16 protein-coding genes are annotated in these 20,528 nt (G+C 70.7%); 9 read left to right on the top strand and 7 right to left on the bottom strand.

Features of this window, described 5'->3' with window-relative positions:
• The first annotated feature begins 141 nt into the window (after positions 1 to 141).
• The 4 genes from V6U89_RS25265 to V6U89_RS25250 all read left to right on the top strand — a co-directional run bounded on the left by V6U89_RS25265 (position 142) and on the right by V6U89_RS25250 (position 4,299).
• Positions 142 to 1,359: a macrolide family glycosyltransferase gene (locus V6U89_RS25265; protein ID WP_334574224.1), complete on the top strand. Its 1,218-nt coding sequence runs from the start codon at positions 142 to 144 to the stop codon at positions 1,357 to 1,359.
• Positions 1,360 to 1,362: 3 nt separating this feature from the next.
• Positions 1,363 to 1,854, top strand: coding sequence for a hypothetical protein (locus tag V6U89_RS25260; RefSeq protein WP_334574222.1), 492 nt, complete (start codon positions 1,363 to 1,365; stop codon positions 1,852 to 1,854).
• The gene (locus tag V6U89_RS25255; protein ID WP_334574220.1) at positions 1,851 to 2,795 is read left to right on the top strand and encodes a hypothetical protein; all 945 of its coding nucleotides are present in this window, start codon (positions 1,851 to 1,853) and stop codon (positions 2,793 to 2,795) included. Before V6U89_RS25260 ends, V6U89_RS25255 begins: the two co-directional genes overlap by 4 nt.
• Before the next feature lie 223 nt (positions 2,796 to 3,018).
• Complete coding sequence (locus tag V6U89_RS25250; RefSeq protein WP_334574218.1) at positions 3,019 to 4,299, top strand: FUSC family protein; 1,281 nt, start codon at positions 3,019 to 3,021, stop codon at positions 4,297 to 4,299.
• Positions 4,300 to 4,407: 108 nt separating this feature from the next.
• On the opposite strand, the gene V6U89_RS25245 is transcribed toward V6U89_RS25250, so the two are convergent.
• Entirely contained in the window at positions 4,408 to 6,678 is a 2,271-nt protein-coding gene (locus V6U89_RS25245) for a hypothetical protein (protein WP_334574216.1), read from the bottom strand.
• 344 nt (positions 6,679 to 7,022) lie between these two features.
• Here V6U89_RS25245 and V6U89_RS25240 point away from each other — a divergent pair, with 344 nt between their 5' ends.
• Together V6U89_RS25240 and V6U89_RS25235 are read left to right on the top strand one after the other, a co-directional pair.
• Entirely contained in the window at positions 7,023 to 8,645 is a 1,623-nt protein-coding gene (locus V6U89_RS25240) for a right-handed parallel beta-helix repeat-containing protein (RefSeq protein WP_334574214.1), read from the top strand.
• A gap of 149 nt (positions 8,646 to 8,794) precedes the next feature.
• Entirely contained in the window at positions 8,795 to 9,382 is a 588-nt protein-coding gene (locus tag V6U89_RS25235; protein WP_334574212.1) for a DinB family protein, read from the top strand.
• A 37-nt stretch (positions 9,383 to 9,419) separates the two neighbouring features.
• Here V6U89_RS25235 and galE read toward each other — a convergent pair whose 3' ends face one another.
• The 4 genes from galE to V6U89_RS25215 all read right to left on the bottom strand — a co-directional run bounded on the left by galE (position 9,420) and on the right by V6U89_RS25215 (position 14,452).
• Positions 9,420 to 10,508, bottom strand: a complete 1,089-nt coding sequence (gene galE / locus V6U89_RS25230) for a UDP-glucose 4-epimerase GalE (RefSeq protein WP_334574210.1) — start codon at positions 10,506 to 10,508, stop codon at positions 9,420 to 9,422.
• A 60-nt stretch (positions 10,509 to 10,568) separates the two neighbouring features.
• On the bottom strand, positions 10,569 to 12,392 hold the full coding sequence (locus V6U89_RS25225) for a glycosyltransferase family 2 protein (RefSeq protein ID WP_334574208.1): 1,824 nt from the start codon (positions 12,390 to 12,392) through the stop codon (positions 10,569 to 10,571).
• 453 nt (positions 12,393 to 12,845) lie between these two features.
• Entirely contained in the window at positions 12,846 to 13,829 is a 984-nt protein-coding gene (locus V6U89_RS25220; protein WP_334574205.1) for a 2-dehydropantoate 2-reductase, read from the bottom strand.
• A gap of 86 nt (positions 13,830 to 13,915) precedes the next feature.
• Positions 13,916 to 14,452: an alpha/beta fold hydrolase gene (locus V6U89_RS25215; RefSeq protein WP_334574204.1), complete on the bottom strand. Its 537-nt coding sequence runs from the start codon at positions 14,450 to 14,452 to the stop codon at positions 13,916 to 13,918.
• Between the two features lie 88 nt (positions 14,453 to 14,540).
• On the opposite strand from V6U89_RS25215, the gene V6U89_RS25210 reads away from it, so the two are divergent.
• The 3 genes from V6U89_RS25210 (at position 14,541) to V6U89_RS25200 (ending at position 17,990) form a co-directional block, all read left to right on the top strand.
• Entirely contained in the window at positions 14,541 to 15,770 is a 1,230-nt protein-coding gene (locus tag V6U89_RS25210) for a trypsin-like serine peptidase (RefSeq protein ID WP_334574201.1), read from the top strand.
• Between the two features lie 233 nt (positions 15,771 to 16,003).
• Positions 16,004 to 17,209 carry a chitosanase gene (locus V6U89_RS25205; RefSeq protein ID WP_334574197.1) on the top strand — a complete coding sequence of 402 codons (1,206 nt, stop codon included), beginning with the start codon at positions 16,004 to 16,006 and terminating at the stop codon, positions 17,207 to 17,209.
• A 187-nt stretch (positions 17,210 to 17,396) separates the two neighbouring features.
• Entirely contained in the window at positions 17,397 to 17,990 is a 594-nt protein-coding gene (locus V6U89_RS25200; RefSeq protein ID WP_334574194.1) for a TetR/AcrR family transcriptional regulator, read from the top strand.
• Positions 17,991 to 18,007: 17 nt separating this feature from the next.
• Here the strand turns inward: V6U89_RS25200 and V6U89_RS25195 are convergent, their stop codons facing one another.
• Both V6U89_RS25195 and V6U89_RS25190 read right to left on the bottom strand, forming a co-directional pair.
• The gene (locus V6U89_RS25195) at positions 18,008 to 18,922 is read right to left on the bottom strand and encodes a diacylglycerol/lipid kinase family protein (protein WP_334574192.1); all 915 of its coding nucleotides are present in this window, start codon (positions 18,920 to 18,922) and stop codon (positions 18,008 to 18,010) included.
• A 1-nt stretch (position 18,923) separates the two neighbouring features.
• Positions 18,924 to 20,486 (bottom strand): FAD-binding oxidoreductase, encoded by a 1,563-nt coding sequence (locus tag V6U89_RS25190; RefSeq protein ID WP_334574190.1) that lies wholly within the window; start codon positions 20,484 to 20,486, stop codon positions 18,924 to 18,926.
• Between the last annotated feature and the right edge of the window lie 42 nt (positions 20,487 to 20,528).

The following is a 20,528-nucleotide window of genomic DNA, read 5'->3' as shown; positions in this document are numbered from 1 at the left end:
TCGAACCTGCCCGCGAAACGAGGCGAGTACCTTGTCCGCGCCCTGTCCCGTCCGGCGGCGTCTACGCTGTTACCGAGAAGGGCGGATCATGATCCTTACCTGGTGCCGGGCACTGGCTCCTTCCTTTTCCGGGGTCGGCCGATGAGCGCAATCGCATTCCTCAACATCGCCATGCACGGGCACATCAACCCGACGCTTCCGATCGTGGCCGAACTTGTTCGTCGTGGCCACGCCGTCACCTATCACACGACGCCCGCTTTCGCTGAGGAGATCGCGGCCACCGGCGCGCGAGTGCTCCGCTACTCCGGGGAAGACCAACCCCTCGCCAGCACGCCGGTCACGCTGATGGAGCAGCTTGCCCGCACCGCCGTACGCGTGCTGCCCGCCGTCCTGGCCGATCTGGGCGGCGCTCGGCCCGATCTGATCGTGCACGACTCCCTCTGCCCCTGGGGGCCGGTGGCCGCCCGGGAACTCGACGTGCCGGCCGCGTCGTCGTTCACCACGTTCGCGTTCAACCGGCAGGTGCCCAGCCCCACCCGCGGCTCCTGGGAGCTGCTCGCCGCGGCGGCGGCCCGGCCCCGCCACTCCGGGGGGTACCTGAGGTCGCGCTGGGAGCTGCGCCGCCGGTACGACACGAGTGCGGTGCCCCTGATCGACCTGGCGAACATCCGTCAGCCGCTCAACCTGGTCTACACCTCGCGGGCGTTCCACCCCGAGGCCGACAGTTTCGACCAGTCGTACCGGTTCGTCGGACCGAGCATCGGTGCCCGCCCAGCCGACTCGTCGTTCCCGGTCGATCGACTGCGGGACCCGGTGCTGTACGCCTCCCTGGGCACGCTGTTCAAGGCCGACCCGCGGCTGCTGCGCAGCCTTGCCGACGCGCTCGCTCCGCTGGGTGGCACCGTGATCATCTCCACCGGATCAACCGATCCCGCCGAACTCGGTCCGCTGCCGGCCGACGTGATCGCCCACCGCTCCGTACCGCAGCTGGAGGTGCTGGCCCGCGCAGCGCTGTTCCTCACCCACGGCGGGGTGAACAGCGTCAACGAGGCCCTGTACGCCGGCGTCCCGATGCTGGTGGTTCCGCAGGGCGCTGACCAGCCGTTGGTGGCTGCCCGCATCGTCGAACTCGGTGCCGGACTCTCGATCCGCACCGAGGACGTCGACGTGGAGGCCGTGCGCGTCCTCGCCCAGCGCCTGCTCGACGAACCCGGATTCCGGGCCGCCGCGAGCACCCTGCAGGTCGCCCAGCGTGAGGCAGGCGGCTATTCGCGCGCCGCCGACGAACTCGAGGGCTATGTGCGGCAGACCGGCCCCGTCACTCAGCCGGGCTCTGCTGTTCTGCCACCGCAGGGCTGACCGATGTCCCCCGTCGTCGTCATCCTGCTGTTGTGCGCCGGGCTGTCCGAGGCCGCTGGGCGTCTCCTGCCCGTGGTGGCACGCCTGTCCGGCGTGTCGCACACCAGGGTGGTCGGGTTGATGCTGGCCGGCGCCGTGGTCGAGGGCGCGGTGTTCGCGCTCTGGCCGCTGTCCGCGTGGACCCTTGCCGAGCTGGTGCTGCCCACGTCACCGTCCGACGAGGCCGCGCTGGTCTGGACACCAGGCCTGGCCGCCCCGTTGCTGCTCGCCGCAGTCCTCGCGTTCCCGCTGCTCGGGCCGGTGCTGCACTTTGTGCTCATGGTGGGAGTGGGGGCAGGCCTCGCCGCTGCGCTCGCCACGGGGGCCGGGCTCGGCTGGTGGCCTGCCGCCGGCTGCGTAGCCGTCGCGGGAGTCGGGCTTGGCGTCGCCGTCGAGGGCGTCCGCCGCCTGGTCGTGAGGCTCAACAAGCCAAGAGCACCGGAGCCAGTCACATGATCGACCTCGCGCTTTTGCTGCTGCTCGGCGGGCTCGGCCTGGTCCTGATCGCCGAAGCTCTGCTCGCCCGCTACGAGGTGCTGGTCTATGCCGCAGGCTGGCGGACTCCCACGATCGCGCTCCCCACGGGCATGCCCCACGCCCGGGGCGCGGACCCGGACCGCCCTCCGGACGCCTACCTGGTCTATCTGGACGGCATCGGGAAACGCCGCTTCCACGACACCCGCGACGGCGGCCGACTGGTCAAGGCCCTGATCGACGGAGCGCCGGAGCTCAGGGTGCTGGGCCAGGTACAGCCCTACTCTCCGCTGGCCGTTGCGCTCGCCGATCGGCCGGTGTGGAAATGGCTGCGCCGCCACATCGGGCTGGCGCTGTTCCTGCACAACGTGATGCAGATCTTCGTCGCCGCCGACCGCCGGTACCGTCCCCTGTACAACCGCGCCGTCGGCTCGCAGATCGCCACTCAGCTCCGACTCGCCGGTTACCAGCGTGACAGCGGTATCCCCGTGGTACTGCTCAGTTACAGCGGCGGCGCCCAGGTCGCCACCGGGGCGGTGGAAGAACTGTGGTCCCAGCTGCGCTCCCCGCTCTGGCTGATCACTCTCGGCGGGTTCCTCAACGGCGCCAACGACCTCAGCCACGCCCAGCACCTCGACCGGCTCACCAGTGCCGGCGACCGGATCGAGCGGGTCAGCACCTGGATGTTCCCGCAGCGGTGGCGGCTGTTCCGCTGGAGTGGGTGGAACCGGGCTGACCGGGAAGGGAAGATCACGGTGCACGGGCTCGATCCGGCCACCCACGTCGGTCCGCGCAGCTACATCAGCCCGGAGGCCCGGCTGCCCGATGGCCGCAGTCACCTCGACCGGACCGCCGACACCGTGATCGCGCTGATCCGGGATCGGCTCAGCGCGACTGCGAAGACCGACGGCCCGCTGCCTTGACCTGACGGGGCCGGTGACCTGAAGAAAGGCACCCGTCCGGTCGGGGTGCAACGGCAGTACACCGGCACCGCGGGCCGGATCGAGACGCCCAGGTCGCCGTGGTCTCGGTCGTCATCCGGCGCTCTCCCTTGATCGGTCGAGAGCCGTTATTCGTACAGTCGCGGTATTCGCTCGCAGATTGCCATTGGCCGTGTATGGCGCGCATTCACGGGTAAAGCGCAGCATGCGTCAACAGGTGCCATGGCGCCGATACCTGAAGGGCAGTCCCGGCTCGCGCTGGGAACGGTTCGTGCGGGCGGGTGGACGGGGTGCCGCCGAGGACCGGCTCGTCCAACGGCTCAAGGTGCGAGAGCGGGCGGTCCGGGTGTACGGCGGAGGCGTCGTGGCCCTACAGGCGGGCATCGCTGCGGTAATCGCTTGGCTGCTGTCGCACGAACTGATCGGTAATCCCAGTCCGGTGTTTGCTCCGCTTGCTGCGGTCGGGACCCTGGCCGTGTCTGTAGGGCAGCGGGTACGGAGGATCGTCGAGCTGGTCGTGGGTGTGGCGCTGGGGGTGCTTGTTGGTGATGCGCTGCTGTCCTTCATAGGCACCGGGCCGTGGCAGCTCGGCCTGATTGTCGTCATGTCGATCCTCGCCGCCTTTGCACTCAGCAGTCGGGCGGCGGTGGTGATCCAGACGGCGAGCACCGCAGTGCTGATCACCACATTGAGCCCGCATGCCCCGAACGTGGAGCAATCCCGGTTCGCTGACGCGCTGCTCGGCGGTGGTGTCGCACTGGCCACGGCGATCCTCTTGCCGGTCAACCCGTTGAGAGTAGTCAGGCGCGCTGCCGGACCGGCGCTGGGAACGCTGGTCGAGCAACTGACGGAAACGGCAGAGGCGTTGTGCGAGCGCGATATCGAGCGGGCGATCCGGGCCCGGGACCGACTGCGCGGAAACCAGGAGGAACTTCGGGTATTGCGGGAGGCGGTGGCGGGCGCACGGGAGGTTACCCGGCTGTCTCCGTTGTCATGGCGACACCGGCACGGTGTGCTCAGTCATTACGCCCGAACCGCCGAGCCGGTGGAGAGAGCGATGGGCAGCAGCGGGACACTGATCCGTCGAGCTGTCACTGTCATCGAGGACAACGAGCCAGTCCCGGCAGCGATGATCGACGCGGTTCTCGCCCTTGCTCAGGCGGTGCGGATACTTCGGGACGAGTTTGCGGCTCGACGGGAGCCGCACGATGCCCGGGCGAAAGCCCTGCAAGCCGTTCAACATGCCGGCGCAGCGTACGGGGATGACATTGGCTTCTCCGGGACCGTCGTCCTCGCCCAGATACGCACCACGGCCAGCGACCTGCTCGTCGCGTCCGGCCTCTCTCAGGCGGAAGCCAACAGTCAGGTCCGCCGCGCCTTCGGCAGGCTGCCGGATCCGTCGCAACAAGCCCGGGGAAGCGGGCCTGCCGGCAATAGCGCCGATCATCCGCGCCTGGCGCCGGATGCGTCGGCCGGGCGGCTTTGATCCGGTAGCCCGCCACCAGCCTGGAGCAGCCCGCCCCCGGCGTGGAGGCAGACCTCAACGCCTGGGCATCAGGGACCGGGCCTGACCGGGGAGCCCGGGGCGTCGACTTCATTGTCGGGCCGGTGGGTCGGCCGGATGAGGCCCTGGGTCCATCGGCTTGCGGAGGCGCTCGACCAGATCGCGCGCCGCCTCGATGTACGGCTCGTCGGACTCGCGGGGCCCGTGTCCCTTGATCGGCGGTGGGACGCTGTCGCTGGGTGGGACGACCACGTCGCTTGGGTCTCGGAGGCGGCGGTCCACGGTCGCCGCGGGGCCGGTGACGGTGGACGGCTCGTCTGGCCGGTGGGCGGAGAAGATCCATCCGCCGATCGCGTCGGTGTCGCGCCAGAGGTTCAACCATCGCCAGCCGACTCGACCACCCACCTCGTGCAGCATGTCGTCGTCGACGTAGGCGGGGAAGAGCCGGGCGTAGATCCGCCGCAGTGGTGAGCCGCAGGTGAGTAGGGCCACCCGGCCGCTGACGTGGGGCGGCAGTTGGATGACGGTGGCGGTGACCAGCACGGAGCCGTGGCTGTACCCGGCGATCAGGACGGCGTTGCCGCTTTCGACCAGGTAGGTGATGCGTCGTACCAGCTCCGGCACGGCCCGTTCGGCGTAGCAGGGCGGCGCGAAGGGGTGGGCGGCGCGAGGCCAGAAGGTGGCAAGGTCCCAGAGAACGCCGACGTGACGCCGGAACCCGGCGGTCCGGTAGGCGAAGATTCCGCCGATGACCAGACTGAGCATGGTCGCCGCGATCAGGTAGCTGCCCATCCCGATGCCGAAGTTGACCAGGCCGGCCGGCACCCCCGCATACCGCTCGAGTGCGTCGCCTGGATACAGCCCGAGCAGGTCCAGTGCGGTGGTTGCCGCGCTCAGTCCGGCGAGGCAGGCGTAGACCACGGCCAGCGGTATCAGCCGTTCGGTGAACCGGGCCCGGACGATCGCCTGCTGCACCTGCCGCAGCCGGGGTGCGGCCTCCGGCGGCGGGTCCGGGAAGTCGTGTGCGACGATCGCGGCCGCCGCGCGGGAGCGGTCGCGGCGGGAGATCACGGTCACCACGCTGGCGGCGACCAGCGTGATCAGCGCCGCCCGGAAGAAGCCGTAGATCGCCCAGGTGTACGCAGCTGGTGGGCGGGGGACCAGGCCTTGTGAAGTTGCTGCGGTGCGGTCCAGGTAGTCGGCCACCCGGCGGACGAGTTCGGCGGAGAACGCCACCGCGAGACCGGCGGCCACCGCCGCGGTCGCCAGCGCGCCCAGCCCGAGTAGCGGTGGGTGACCCGGCTGTGGGTCCGGGCGCCACAGCAGCGCGCAGGCCAGGGCGGCCAGCAGCCCGGCGTGAGCGACGAACAGCCAGGTGAGGGTCGAGCCGTAGCCGGGCAGGCCACCCCCCTCCTGCCAGCGTGTGGGGCTGGTCAGGACGTGGGTGCCGACCGCGACGGTGAGACCGACGGCGATCGTCCGTAGCAGGCGGGCGGCACCGTCGAGCCGCCGGTTCGTGGGGGCCCGGTCGATCAGCGGGGGGGTGCAGAGCAGGGCCACACAGGTGGCCAGGACACCTCCCGTTGCCGCCGCCAACACGATGGTGATGGCCGAGGTGCCCTGTGCGGCCCGGGCGGCGAGCAGGCTGCCGTCCAGTGTTGCGAACGCCGCAGCGATGTGGACCGAGCGCAGCCGTCCCACCAGTGGCTCGGTGTCCCACTGGCCGACCGTGCTGAGCGGGTGCCCGGACACCGTGCTGTCCGGCGCGCGGAACGCCTGGAACGACCGTCCCGGGCGCGTGCTGGCCCACCAGATCAGGACGATGGCGGCGACCGGCACCAGCGCGAGCACCGCCAGCCGCAACCCGGTGGGACGTTCACCCAGCCAGGACAGCCAGCTACGACCAGACAGGCAGGCCGAGGAGGACATGCACTGCCAGGCGACGAGGTCCAGCGCGACGCCGACGGCGGCAAGCACGTAGAGGGCGGTCAGGGTGAGGCCCAGCACCCGGCACAGAGATCTGACCACCGCATCGGAAGCCGAATTTCCCGGGCGCATCCAGATCGCCACGTTGAGCAGCATGAACGGCAGCAGGAACAGCAGCGCGAGGCTCCGAACCGCGGTGCCGGAGGGCAGGTCACTCCACCGGTACGCCTCCAGGGTCGCCCCGCTCGGGCCGCTGGCCTCCGAGCAGCCGGGTCGTGGCCGGTAGAAGCCCGCGCTGCGATCCCCTGCGACCTGCTGCACGTTCGGTTGGTCCAACACCTCGGCGGCACCTGCGGCGGCGATCCCGTGGACCCGCAACTCCACCACGTCGTGCGGCCTCGCCGGCCCGCTCACTCCCGCTGGTTCATCTGCCATCGACCCTCCGAGACATCTCGGCAGCCCCAGCGCAGGTGGCGTGCTGAGGATGGTCCCATCGGCCGAGTGGAAGGCGGATCTACCCCGCCCGACGGTCTCTAACCCCGGGACTGGTGCCGCCCGGCACGACCACGGGCATCTCGGGGCAGTCCGCGCGGATGACGACTACAAGTACCAGAGTGGCCTAAAATGCCGATATAGGAAGTTTGATGCGGTATGCAGGGGTTACCGAAGGGCGGTAGGAGTTCTTGCTAGCCGGCACAGATAGGCAACAGAGTGAGGTTGATCTGCAGGAGGTCGGCCCGCCGGGCACCCGGCGCTCACGTCGGCGAATCGTCGCGGTGGTGGTGCTTGCGCTGGCGGTGTTCCTCCCCCTGGTTGCGCATGTTCTCGAGCTCAGGTCGAAACGGGAAGCCGCTCCGCCCGTGATCCACACGTTCCATGTCAGCCCGACCGGTGACGATGCCCTCGACGGATCCTCGCCCGCCACCGCATGGCGATCGCTGGACAAGGCCGCCGCCTTCGCCTTCAAGCCGGGAGACAAACTCCTGCTCGAAGGGGGTGCGCACTTTCGCGGGAGCCTGACCTTCGGGTCCGGCGAGGCGGGTGACGCGGCACATCCGGTCGTCGTCAGCACTTACGGCGGCGGCCGGGCCACGATCGAGGCCGTCGGCGGCGCGGGGGTCAGGGTGCACAACACGGCCGGCATCGAGATTCGCGACCTGGTGATCGTCGGCGGCGGAGCGGACAACAGGACCACCGGCGGGATCGAGCTCTACTCCGACGTGACCGACGGCCGGACACTCGACCACGTGGACATCTCCGGGGTCGAGGTGAGCGGGTTCAAGAACGGAATCCAGATCGCCGCCGGCCCGAATTCCACCGGCTTTCGCGGCGTACGGATCCGGGCTGCCAACCTGCACGGCAACACGGAGAACGGGCTGAAGAGCTTCGGGCCTCGCTTCGACGCCGCGGCGCCGCGCTACGCGCACGAGGACGTTGTCGTGTCGGAGGTCGAGGCGCACCACAACCCGGGAGACCCGACCAATCACTTCAACAACACGGGCAGCGGAATCGCCCTCGGAAGTGTGCGAGGCGGGCGCATCGAGCGGTCCAGCGCGCACGACAACGGGTGGCTGGCTGCGGCCCCCGAAGGGCCGGTCGGCATCTGGACCTGGGATTCGACCGCCGTGGTCATGGAGCGCAATGTCTCGTTCCGCAACCACACGGCCGGCCAGAAGGACGGCGGTGGCTTCGACATGGACCAGAACGTGTCCTCGTCGATCCTGCAGTACAACCTGTCCTACGAGAACGACGGCGCCGGGTACCTGCTCTACAGCGGCCAAATGAACGCCGCGCACACCGACAACGTCGTCCGTTTCAACATCAGCATCAACGACGCCCGCAAGCTGCCGGAGTACGCGGGCATCCACCTGGCCGGGTCGGTCAACAACGTCGAGGTCTACCACAACACGGTGGTGATGGAGGCGAAGGGCTGGGCTCCCGCGGGCATCCGCTTGCAGAAATTCTTCGGTGGCCTGTCCAACGTCGTTCTGCGCAACAACCTGATCGTCTCGGGCGGGACCAACCTCGTGATCGCCGACGAGTTCTCCACGGCCAACGTCCTGTTGCAGGGCAACAACTACTTCGCCGAATCGGGAAGCTGGGCCGTTTCGTGGGCCGGCGCGTCCTACGCCAATCTGGAAGATTGGCGCGCGGCGAGCGGGCAGGAACGCCTCGGGGCGAAGGTCGGCGGATCGAGCGCGGACCCGGGTTTCAGGAGGGCCGCTCGCTCCGGCTCGCCGGCCCAACGGGCGAAAGCGCTCACGCCGCACCGCGATTCACCGCTGGCCCGCCGCGCCCTCGACCTCCGGTCGCTCTTCAATGTCGATCCGGGGCCGGTGGACTTCCTCGGCCGGCCGCTCGTCGGGGCCGGCACCGTCGGAGCCATCCAGCCCGCCGCCTGAGCGACGTCTCGCCACTCCGTAGGACGCCGTTGCCGACGGCGCGTGGGGTCAGCCCCTGGTGGCGGTCGGGGAACGACGTCGGTCCGGCTTCGCCCCTGGTGGTGGTCGCAGGTTGAGGTCGCCGGGAGCACGTGGCAGGCTCATGCCCCATGATCGATGACGTCGCGAAGGCGCACCTGCACAGCGACCTGCGGGAGGTTCGCGAGGCGATCCTCTGGAAGCTCGACGGGCTCGGCGAGTACGACATCCGCCGCCCCCTGACCGCGACCGGCACGAATCTTCTCGACCTGGTGAAGCACCTGTCGGTCTGGGAGGCCAGGTACTTCGGCGAGGTCTTCGGGCGGCCGTTCCCCGAACCCCTGGCTCGCTGGGACGACGCCGAGGCGAGCGGCAGCGACATGTGGGCGACCGAGCACGAGACGCGCGAGGACATCATCGACCGCTACCGTCGGGTGTGGGAGCACTCAGACGCGACGATCATGGCCCTGGACATCGACTCGCCCGGCTACGTGCCCTGGTGGCCGCGCCCACAGGTCACGCTGTTCGCCATCCTGGTCCACCTGCTCACCGAGACGAACCGGCACGCCGGACACGCCGACATCCTGCGCGAACAGCTCGACGGTTCGACCGGGTCGGCAGCCCGATACGCCGACCGGCAGCCCGACGCGGCCTCCCGGGAAGCCAGACGCGCGCAGATCGAGCGGGCCGCCAAGGCGGCCGATCCTACCGTCGCCTGAGGCGCGGCCGTGAGCCGCTGATCGTCGCCGTCGAGCGTCAGCGATGGTCGGATGCAGGTGAGCTGGGCATGGCGTCCACATCGAGCGATCGCGCCGACGGGATGGCGGCCGGCCCCGTCCGGTCGTCGTCGAATCCGGTGGGATTCAGCAGCTGGAAGCGCCACGCGTCCCGGCACATCGCGGCGAGGTTCCGGGTCGTGCGCCAACCCCACTTCCGGGCCGCCGCGCCAGGGTCGGCTACCAGTCTGGCCACATCACCTTGCCGCCGTTCGACGATGTCGTACGGCAGGGACTTTCCACAGGTCGCGCTGACCGCCCGGACGAGCTCCAGGACCGACGTCCCGACGCCGGTGCCGAGATTGAGGGTCTCCAGTCCCGTCACCTCGTCGAGACGCTCCAGTGCGATGCGGTGCGCCTGGGCGACGTCCATGACATGGATGTAGTCGCGTACCGCCGTACCGTCCGCGGTGGCGTAGTCGCGGCCGAAGATGCTCAGCCGTTCGAGCCTGCCGATCGCGACCTGCATCAGATAGGGCATCACGTTCTGCGGGATGCCGCGGGGGTCCTCGCCGAGCAACCCGCTGGGATGTGCGCCGACCGGGTTGAAGTATCGCAGCGCATAGGCCGCCAGCTCCGGGTGCTGCCGGCAGGCGTCGGCGATGATCTGCTCGCACATCCACTTCGATCTGGCGTACGGGTTCGTCGGCCGTGGCGGGGCCTGCTCGTCGATCGGGATCCGGGCCGCCTCCCCGTAGATGGAACACGATGAGGAGAAGACCAGGCGGTGCACGCCGTTCTCCCGCATGCTCCGCAGCAGGCTCGTGGTGCCACCGACGTTCGTGTCGTAGTAGTCGACGGGGATCCACACCGATTCGCCGACCGCCTTCCTCCCGGCGAAGTGGATGACCGCGTCGATGGGGTTCTCCGCAAAGATCGCCGAGAGCGCCCGACGATCCCGTACGTCGGCCTCGTAGACGCTCAGCAGAGGGCGGCCCGCCACCTTCTCGACCCGGGCCGGCGCCGCCGGTGAGCTGTTGGAGTAGTTGTCGACGATGCACACCTCGTAGCCATGCTCGAGCAACTCGACGCAGGTGTGGCTCCCGATGAAGCCGGCGCCGCCGGTCACCAGGACGGTCTTCAAACCAGACATGGGACTTTCCTTCCTGTGGGTCCGCGCAGCGGGGCGTCATGGGATATGGAGCGGCACTGCGGCGTAGGAGTAGCCGGCGATGGCCGTCGCGAGCGGGAGGAGCGCCACCACGCCGACCAGCAGGGGTCCGGCGGCGGTCGAAACGGCTGACCGCACGCGTAGCCCGGCGGCCCGGGCTGCCTCCACCACATGCAGGGCGGGTACGGCGAGGCCCGCCGCCGCGTAGCAGAGGGCGCCGAGAATGCAGAGGAAGACGTACCCCGGAGTGTGTGCCGACCGCTCGCCGAGCAGGGCCGCCGCGGACAGCACCACGGTGATCGCCGCATAGGGCAGGACGAGTCGGGTCGGGAGTGGCTCCAGGCCGGTGCGTGCCTTGGGGGTGACCTTGAACGAGACCTGCCTGGGCCGCGCGTTGAGCCGCGTCGCGGCCAGGACGCCCCAGACGACGTACGGCCAGCGGGTCAGGGCGAACAGGACACCTTCCCAGCTCAGGACGGGCACGGAGCGGGGGCGTAACAGCCCGCGCCGGCGGAGCAGCAAGGTCAACAGGGGCAGCCACAGCGATACTGCGGCCAGGCGGGCCAGGAATTCCAGATAGTTGACGTTGACCCACGGCAGCCCGGTGACCGCGGCGAACGGGGGCAGAGCGAGGCCGACGACGGTCGCGATCGCCAGTAGCGGGTAGTAGGACAACTGAAACGCGAAGCGCAGCCGCAGCGCGGCGCCCATCCGCCGCAGATGGTCCGGCGCGAGGTCGTAGCGCAGCATGGTGAGGCTGCGCGACCACTGGAACTCCTGGGTCAGCATGTCGGCGACCGTGAGCGGGCCGTCGCCGTGCGCCTCGGCGTCGATGGCGAAGGCACCCTGCCAGCCGGCTGAGGTGAGCAGGAACGTCGTGGAGAAGTCCTCGGCCAGTTCGGGGCCGAGACCGCCGATGTCGCGCAGCGCCTGCGTCCGTACGGCGTAGTGCGAGCCGATGCAGAGGGGAGCCAGGCCGCGGTTGTGGCCCAGCTGCACCGGGCCGTGATAGGTCGCCTCGCGGTGCAGTCGTCCCCGCGCCGACCACGAGTTCGCGCTGTTGGCGTCACAGACGCTCGGTGCGGCGACGTAGCCGATGGCGGGATCGGCGAACGGTCGCGTGATCGCGGCAAGATACGTTGGTCCGGGCACGTGGTCGCAGTCGAGCTGGGCGACCACGTCGTAGTCCCGGTAACCCCAGTGGTCGTAGAAGTAGGCGAGGTTGCCTTCCTTGCAGCGGGTACGGCGAGGCCAGGTGGCCCGGTGGTAGGCGGCGACACCCCGTCGACTGGACACCCCGACCCCGTTCGCGGCGCACCATCGCAGCGCCTGCTCGGACGGGTCCTCGTCGCACAGCCAGACGTCGTACGAATAGGGGAACTGCTGGGCCAGCATCGCGGTGAGGGTGCGGTGGGCGAGCGACCAGGGTTCGGACGGTGCGCGGGTCACCACAAAGGCCACCCGCAGCCGCGGCACCCCGAGGGCGGGGTTGACCTGCCGCAGTCGCGAGACGGCGAGAAGGTAGTAGGCGGGGAGCGCGGTCAGGTACAGCAGCAGCAGACTGTTCAGGGCCAGTCCCGCCCAGCCGACGCGGTGCGTGGGTTGCCACCACCACCACCAGAAGGCCCCGAAGGAGATCGCCCAGCCGACGGTCAGCCCGGCGACGGCCACCCGGTCGCGCCGGCGCAGGGCCGATACGAAGGTGGCTGCCCGGGTGGCGCGCAGGTACCGGAAGGGCCCGAAGGCCGGTCCACCGGGACCGGCGCGTAGGACGCGGCCGCCCGAGAGATTCCGGATCTCGGTTTCGAGGGTATCGGGTGCTGGCCGAGCCGGCGCGCTCATGCCGCGGTCCGTGCCCGCTGCCCGGCCCGGATCTCCGGCGGTCTGTTTCCCGATCGCCGGGCGTCCTCGGCGAGACGGTGGTGCCGACCGGAGTGTTCCGTACCGGGTGCGTGCGCCCGCCGGCGCCCGCCGGCTCGCCGATTCCCCGAAGTCTGCACGTGCACTTGCGGTCTCCGTATCAAGATCGATGATTGGCGATGCGGTGGCGCCCAGCGGGCCCGTTCTTTCCGACCGGGGCGGCCTCGATCAGTGCAGGACTGACCAAAGCGATGCTAGTGACCGTAATCCGGCAAAACCGGAGGATTGCTATATAAAGGGCACCTCCGTGAAGCCGCTACCTCCGCGACGAGGAGCACGCAAGCCGACCCTGGCAGCCCGTCTACGCGGTGCAGGGCATGACGGAGCCGGGGCCAGGCCGCGCTCGACGCAGCGGGGCCCTCGGCCGGGCCTCGGTCAGTAGAGGCCGCGCTCGCGGGCCGCGAGGCGGGCGAGACCCAGTAACGCGTCCAGGTGCGGGGTGGGTGTGCCGGTCAGCGCGCCGATCTCACCGACGGCGGTGACCAGGGCGTCCAGCTCGATGGTGCGACCAGCCTCGGCGTCCTGGAGCATGGAGGTCTTGAAGGCGCCGAGCCGTCTGGTGGCCTCCGTGCGCTCCGCGATGCTCTGCGAGATCGGGCAGCCGATCCGCACGCCGATCTCGGCCGCCTCCGTCATGACCCGCTGTACGAACGTGTTGACCAGCGTGTCGTCGAGGATGCGGTCGGCGGTGGCGCCGGTCAGGGCGGAGATCGGGTTCATGGTCATGTTGCCCCAGAGCTTGAACCAGACGTCCCGCTGGATCGACTCCGACACCGTCACCGCGAACCCGCCGCGGCGCAGCAGGGTGGCCACCGCCGCCGCCCGCGGAGACGGCACGCCCGACGGCTCGCCGATGACCAGCTCGTCACCCGCGGTGTGCACGGCGTGCCCGGGTCGGAGGGTGCGGGCGGCGAGGTAGACCACGCAGCCGATCACCTGCTCAGGTGGCAGCGCCGTCGAGACGACACCGCCGGGATCGACCGCGTCCAGGACGGTGCCGGCCAGTGGGCCGCCGAAGTCGTGGAAGAACCACCACGGCACCCCGTTCAGCGCCGGGACCAGCACGGATTCCGGGGTGAGCAGCGGCACCAGCGCCGGCGCGAGCGCGGGCAGGTGGTGCGCCTTCACCGCGAGGATCACGACGTCCTGCGGGCCCAGTGCCGCGGCGTCGTCGGTGGCGGCGGCCACCGGGGCGGCCTGCGGCCCGCCGTCGCGCGAGTTCACCAACCAGCCGTGCGTACGCAGCGAGGCCAGCGTGTCGTTCCTGGCCAGGGCCGACACGGGGAGCCCGGCCAGGGCCAGGCGCGCGCCGATCACCCCACCGACCGCGCCCGCCCCGACCACGCAGACCTTTCGCACGGAGCCGAAGCTACACCTACGTGGAGCCGGGCCTTGTGGCCGCAGGCGCCGCATGTCCCGCCCGTCTGCACCAGCGGCCATTGCGGTCAGCAGGGCCGGGCCCGGCCGGTCACACTCGCGGCGGTCACCCGGGCAAATGCCTCCGGGTTGTCCAGCATGACGTTGTGCCCGGCGTTCGGCACCGTCAGCGCTCTCACCCCGGCCGCGGTGAGGCTGCCCGCGTCCCACTGCGGTCCGACCTGGTCGAGGGTTTCGGCAAGACCGCTGGCGAGGAACCTGGCCTCGGTGTACGTGTTGATGCCGCTGCCGCCCGCCTTCGGTGCCGGGCTCGGCTCCAGGTTGGCCTCGACCAGCACCAGCCGGCCGACGAGCTCGGGCCGGTGGTGGGCGAGCACGACCGCCAACCCGCCGCCCATGCTGTGGGCCACCACGTCCGCCGCTCGGACTCCGGCGTGGTCCAGGGCGGTGGCGAGGGTGGCAGCGTGTTCCTCCAGCGGGTAGCCGAAGTCCGGCGGTCGATCGCTCAGGCCGTGGCCGAGCAGGTCGAGAAAGAGTGACCGGTGCCCGGCCAGTTCGGGGTGGGTGGCCACCGGGACGAAGTGCGGCGCTGACATGGCCCTCATAAACATTGACGTACTTGCATGTGTCAATGGAATCGGGTATGAAGGTGCAAAGGCACGTCCGGATGCTGGTTCCGGGGGAGGAGCGACGATGAAAAATGCCCTACGCCGCCTGCGAACGGTGGCGGTCGCGCTCGGCGCCTGCACACTTGGGCTGAGCCTGCTGTCGGTACCCGCCGCCGAGGCGTACTCGGTGCGGCCTCTCACACCACACTCCGAGCGGGCACCCGAATCGGACCAGTTCTCGGCCGAGGGCGTCACCACGGTCGGTGAACTCCGCACCGTCGACGGCTCCCTGTCCTACACCCGGGGCGGCCGGACGCAGATCATTCGGCACCCCGGCGCGGCGTACGTCAAGGTGCACTTCAGCTCACTGCGCCTGGCCCACGGCGACTACGTCACCGTCTCGAGCCCGGACGGCAGGGAGAGCTACCGGTACGACCGCTATCTGAACCGGGCGACCGGCTCGGACTACACCATCGACGGGCAGCCGGGCTTCTGGGCGATGTCGGTGGAGGGCGACACCGCAGTGGTGACGCTGCACAGCAGCCGCCGCTCCCGTGGCGGCGCCGCCACCATCGACCGCTTCTGGCGCGGCTACGACCGCGCGGAGATCTCCCAGCACAACTTCTCCACGCTCTCCGTCTGCAGCACCGACGCCCGCCGCGACGTGGTCTGCTACCAGAGCAGCCACCCCGGTGAGTACGCGCGCGGCAACGCGGTGGCGCGGCTGCTGATCAGCGGCGGCGGGCTGTGCACCACCTGGCGGGTCGGCAACACCAACCGCATGCTGACCAACAAGCACTGCTTCTCGACCCAGTCCGCCGTCAGCGGCAGCGAGATGCAGTTCAACTACCAGTGCGCCACCTGCGGCGGCGCGAACCCTGGGCCCGGCACCAAGGTGAGCGGCGCCACCCTCTACAAGGTGAGCTCCGGCGGCTCCGGCGAACTGGACTACACCCTGTACTCGGTGAACAACTTCGCTGCCATCCAAGGTTTCGGCACCCTGTACCTGGCGACTACCGCCACCAGCACCGGCACCCGGATGTACCTCCCGGGGCACGGCGACGGCAGCCCGAAGCGACTGTCCATCTACGAGAACACCCAAGGTGGCACGACGTGCACCGTGCGGAACGCGAACTACAACACCTGGAACATCAGCTACAGCTGTGACACCTCTGGCGGCAACTCGGGCTCGCCGGTGCTCAACGCCAGCCACCGGGTGATCGCCCTGCACCATCTCGGCGGCTGCCCGTCCAACCAGGGGGCGAAGGCGCACCTGATCTACAACGAGATCGCCGGCCTGATCGACAACGGCTGACGACTGCTGACAACGACGGGCCGGTGGGGCGCCCCACCGGCCCACCGGCATGCGCTACCTGCCCGCCACCACAGCCGGCGCCAGCACCGTCGGTAGATTGACAGCGCATAGACGTACTGATATCTGTTAATAAGGTTATCTAATGCGTCACGGCGGTAACCGGGACCGCCCGACCCGGCGCAGGCCACCAACCGGAGGGCGGTAGCACCGCACCCCCCATCCGAGGAGAGCCCATGCTTCGCAAGCGGACAGTCGCCCACCTTTCAGCGGCTCTGCTGGTGTCCACCGCGACGGTTGGCTACGGCCTGTCGTCGGCCAGCGCCGCGTCGGCCGGGCCGATCACCGGCCTCGGGGGGAAGTGCGTCGACGTGGCCGGCGCCAACCCGGCCAACGGCACGCCGGTCCAGCTCTGGGACTGCAACGGCACCGCGGCCCAGGCGTGGACGGTCGGCAATGCCGACGGGTCGGTCCGCGCGCTCGGCAAGTGCCTGGACGTCACGGCCGCGTCGACCGCCGACGGTGCCAAGGTGCAGCTGTACGACTGCAACGGCACCGGCGCCCAGAAGTGGACCGCCAGCAACGGCGCGCTGGTCAACACCGGCTCGGGCAAGTGCCTCGACGCCACGGGCTGGAGCACGGCCAACGGCACCCGGTTGCAGATCTGGAGCTGCTCCGGCAACGCCAACCAGCGGTGGGTCCTGCCCGGCGGCGATGCCACGCCCAGCCCGTCCGCCCCGGCCGGCGCCCCCCTCGACGACCCGGCGAAGAAGGACGTCGCCATGCAGCTCGTCTCGGCGGCGGAGAACTCCTCGCTCGACTGGCGCGCGCAGTTCTCCTACATCGAGGACATCGGCGACGGGCGGGGTTACACCGCCGGCATCATCGGTTTCTGCTCCGGCACCGGCGACATGCTCGAACTGGTGGAGGCTTACACGAGGACCAAGCCGGGCAACGTGCTGGCCGGGTACCTGCCGGCCCTGCGCGCCGTCAACGGCACCGACTCGCACGCCGGCCTCGACCCGTACTTCCCGCGGGACTGGCGGACCGCGGCCGCGGACCCGGTGTTCCGGGCCGCGCAGGAGGCCGAGCGGGACCGGGTGTACTTCAACCCGTCGGTACGCGACGGCAAGGCCGACGGGGTACGGGCGCTCGGGCAGTTCGCCTACTACGACGCGGCGGTGATGCACGGTTATGAGGGCATGCGGGGGATCCGCAGCCGTGCCCTCACCCGAGCAGAGCCGCCGGCGCAGGGCGGCGACGAGCGGACCTGGCTGAACGCCTTTCTCGATGAGCGGGTCGCCGAGATGAGGAAGGAGGCGGCTCACTCGGACACCTCCCGCGTCGACACCGCCCAGCGGGTCTTCCTCAACAACGGCAACTTCAACCTGAACACGCCGCTGGTCTTCGCCGTCTACGGCGACCAGTACCGCATCGGCTGACGCCCGCCCCCCGGTCGCGAGTCGGAAGCGACCCCGGCTGTGCCGCTCCGACGGCCGGCGGGCCGGTCGCCCTGCGGCGCCGGGGGGAGTGGCAGCACCGGCCGCGCCCGGCACTCGCACGGTCGCCGTGACCGCATGTCGTCCGCGCCCGGGGCGGCCGGAACGGGGAGCGTGGTAGACATTCCGCGTGGTGGAGGTGAGTCAGCCCGGCGAGCGCGGCGTCGACGATACGGTCCTGGACGCTGCCCGGGACTGTGTCCTCGCCTACGGGGTGCGTCGCACGACGCTGACGGACGTGGCGCGCCGGGCCGGGGTCTCGCGGATGACGGTCTACCGGCGTTGGCCGGACGTACAGTCGCTGATCGGGGACCTGATGAACCGGGAGTGGCATCAGGTGCTGATGGCGGCCGCGGAGGACGGGAGCGCGGGCTCGGCCCGGTCCCGCCTGGTCTCGCGGGTGGTGTCGGCGGCCCGGGTGCTCCGGAGTCACCCGTTGCTGTGCAAGATCCGCGACGTCGATCCGGAGGTGCTGCTGCCGTACCTGCTCGACCGGCGCGGCAACGGCCAGGACGAGATGCTGCGGTTCCTCGTGGCGGCGCTGGGCGACGGCCACGAGGACGGCTCGGTCCGCGCCGACGATGCCGAGGTGCTGGCCCGCATGGTCTACCTGACCACGCAGTCGTTCGTGCTGTCCCTCCGCACGGTCGCCGATGACGTGCCGGTCGCCGAGTTCGACCGGGAGCTGGCCCGGCTGGTCGACGGCTACCTGCGGCCGGACTAGGGCTGCGTCGACGTCGCTCACGGTGCCATCGGCGACCCTCGACGGCGGTGACCCGCTTCGACCAGGGCCTGGTCGCAGATGATTCGCAGCGCGTGCGGGCGGAGCTCGACGTGCACCTGGTCGCCCCGGCCGATCGGGTCACCGTCGCCGTACGCGACCACCGGCCGGTCGGCGCGTACCGTGACCGAGCTGCCGCGGTAGGACGTGACCTGCTGGCGTCCGAGGTGCCCGCCGGCGCGCATCTGTCGCAACACGACCGGGAACAGCAGCTTCGGCGCGTGTCGGACCACGACGACGTCCAGCGTTCCGTCGTCGGGCCGCGCCATCGGGGCGATGTGCAGCCCGCGGCCGTAGTACCCGCAGTTGGCCACCACCACCGTGTACGCGTGCAGCTCCTCCGTCCGGCCGTCCACGGTGATCGTGTACCGGGTCCGCGGCCAACGCAGCAGCGCCCGCAGCCCGGTGGTGGGATACACCAGCGACGCGGGCAGGCGGGACCGGTTGGCCAGTTCGTTGGCGGCCGCGTCGACGCCCGTGTAGACGCTGCCGACGACCGTCTGCCCGGCGACGCGGAGCACGTCGAGGTGCCGGGGCCGGCCGTGCAGCAGCAGGTCGGCGACGGCATCGGGGGAGTGCGGCAACCGCAACTGGCGGGCGAAGTCGTTGCCGCGCCCGGCCGGGATGACGCCGAGCAGGCCGCCCAGGTCGGCGACCACCCCGGCGAGCAGCCGGATGGTGCCGTCACCGCCGGCCGCGACGACCACCTCGTCGTCCTGCACCGCAGCGGCGGCGCGGTGGCGGGCCTGCTCGGTGGTCTGCGTGTACTCCACCCGGATCCGCGCGCCGGCGGCGCGGAGCCGGTGGGCCACCGGCATCACGCGGGACAGTCCTCGGCGCGCGGCCGGCCCGAGGACCACGGTGAAGGCGCGCACCTCACGGCACCAGGATGCCGGGGTTGAGGATGCCGGCCGGGTCCAGGTGCTGCTTGACCGCCCGCAGCAGGTCGACGGCCACGTCGCCGATCTCGGCGGCGTACCAGGTGCGGTGGTCCGCGCCGACTCCGTGGTGGTGGCTGATCGTGGCGCCGGTGGCGGCGATCGCCTCGCTGGCCGCCGCCTTCGCCGTCCGCCAGCGGCCGATCGGGTCCGATCCGGGCGAGCAGATCACCGTGAAGTACAGCGAGGCGCCGGTCTCGTAGACGTGGGAGACGTGGCCCAGCACCAGCGCCCCGTCGGGCAGCGCGTCGAGGATCGCCTGGCGGACCCGGCCGTGCACCTCCGGCAGCGCCGACCAGTACGCCGCGGTCTCCAGCGTCTCCGCGAACGCCCCGGCGTCCAGCAGCGCGTCCCGCAGGTAGGGGGCGTCGAAGCGGTGCCGTGCCCACTGTTGCCCGGCCTCCTCACCCAGCGGCACCCCGCCGTGGGCGGCCAGCACCTCGGCGGCGGCCTCGACGGTGGGCAGGACCTCCGTGCCCTCGTACCCGGCGACCAGCAGGCAGCCGCCCTCCGAGCGTCCGGAGCCGGCCGCCCCGATCATGGTCTCGATCTCGTCGGAGAGTCGCAGCAGCGTGGGTCGCGGCCCGTCCTGCGCCAGCCGCCGTACCGCGTGCAGGCCGTCGGCGAACGACTCGAATCGCCAGCCCTCGTAGTGTGACCGGGCGGGCAGCGGGCGTACCCGCACGGTGACGTCGGTGATGACGCCGAGCGTCCCCTCGCTGCCCAGGAAGAGCTGTCGCAGGTCGGGACCGGCGGCCGAGGCGGGAGCCCGGCCCACCCGGACGGTGCCCCGGGGCGTGGCGACGGTCAGCCCCATCACCATGTCGTCGAAGCGGCCGTACCCGGCCGACGCCTGGCCGGACGAGCGGGTGGCGGCGAATCCGCCGATGGTGGCGTACTCGTAGGACTGGGGGACGTGGCCGAGGGTGAATCCGTGCTCGGCGAGCAGTTCGGTGGCCTGCGGGGCGCGCAGCCCCGCCTGCAGGGTGGCGGTCCGGGACACCGGGTCGACGGCGAGAACCTGGTTCAGCCGTCCCAGGTCGAGGGCGACGTACCGAGCCGCGGCGGGGGTCAGCCCACCCACCACCGAGGTGCCGCCACCGAACGGAACCACGGCCACCACGAGCCGGGAGCAGATGTCGAGGACGGAGACCACCTGGCGGTGGTCGGCCGGGCGGATCACCGCCTGCGGGGCCCGGCGTACGTCACCGTGTCGCTCCCGCAACAGGTCCGGCGTCGACATCCCCGAGGCGTGGCGTACCCGGGCCTCTCCGGTGGTGATCACGTTGCCGTCGCCGACCACCTGCCGCAGCGCGTCGAGGACCGCGCCGTCCAGCTCGCAGTCCGGCACCGCGACCGCCGCCAGTGCCACGACCGACGGCGGGGGCGTCAGGTCGAGCACCTGTGCCAGCAGGCGGGACGCGGAGTCCGGCAGTTGCACGGCCCGCGCGGTTCCCCAGCGGGCCCAGCCGGCGGTCGACGCTTCCCCTTGTACATCCATGTGTGACAGAGTTACATCGGATGTCACTTGAGCGCAAGGAGG

The organism is Micromonospora sp. CPCC 206171 (assembly GCF_036906755.1).
Lineage (GTDB): Bacteria > Actinomycetota > Actinomycetes > Mycobacteriales > Micromonosporaceae > Micromonospora > Micromonospora purpureochromogenes.
Note: the sequence above shows the minus strand (reverse complement) of the source record. Positions and strands in the feature narration are given on the sequence as shown.

Coding starts and splice junctions, on each gene's coding strand:
- V6U89_RS25265 (WP_334574224.1), top strand. CDS start 142: ATGAGCGCAATCGCATTCCTCAACATCGCCATGCACGGGCACATCAAC.
- V6U89_RS25215 (WP_334574204.1), bottom strand. CDS start 14,452: ATGAGGGCCATGTCAGCGCCGCACTTCGTCCCGGTGGCCACCCACCCC.
- V6U89_RS25225 (WP_334574208.1), bottom strand. CDS start 12,392: ATGAGCGCGCCGGCTCGGCCAGCACCCGATACCCTCGAAACCGAGATC.
- V6U89_RS25245 (WP_334574216.1), bottom strand. CDS start 6,678: ATGGCAGATGAACCAGCGGGAGTGAGCGGGCCGGCGAGGCCGCACGAC.
- V6U89_RS25235 (WP_334574212.1), top strand. CDS start 8,795: ATGATCGATGACGTCGCGAAGGCGCACCTGCACAGCGACCTGCGGGAG.
- V6U89_RS25255 (WP_334574220.1), top strand. CDS start 1,851: ATGATCGACCTCGCGCTTTTGCTGCTGCTCGGCGGGCTCGGCCTGGTC.
- V6U89_RS25210 (WP_334574201.1), top strand. CDS start 14,541: ATGAAAAATGCCCTACGCCGCCTGCGAACGGTGGCGGTCGCGCTCGGC.
- V6U89_RS25250 (WP_334574218.1), top strand. CDS start 3,019: ATGCGTCAACAGGTGCCATGGCGCCGATACCTGAAGGGCAGTCCCGGC.
- V6U89_RS25205 (WP_334574197.1), top strand. CDS start 16,004: ATGCTTCGCAAGCGGACAGTCGCCCACCTTTCAGCGGCTCTGCTGGTG.
- V6U89_RS25260 (WP_334574222.1), top strand. CDS start 1,363: ATGTCCCCCGTCGTCGTCATCCTGCTGTTGTGCGCCGGGCTGTCCGAG.
- V6U89_RS25190 (WP_334574190.1), bottom strand. CDS start 20,486: ATGGATGTACAAGGGGAAGCGTCGACCGCCGGCTGGGCCCGCTGGGGA.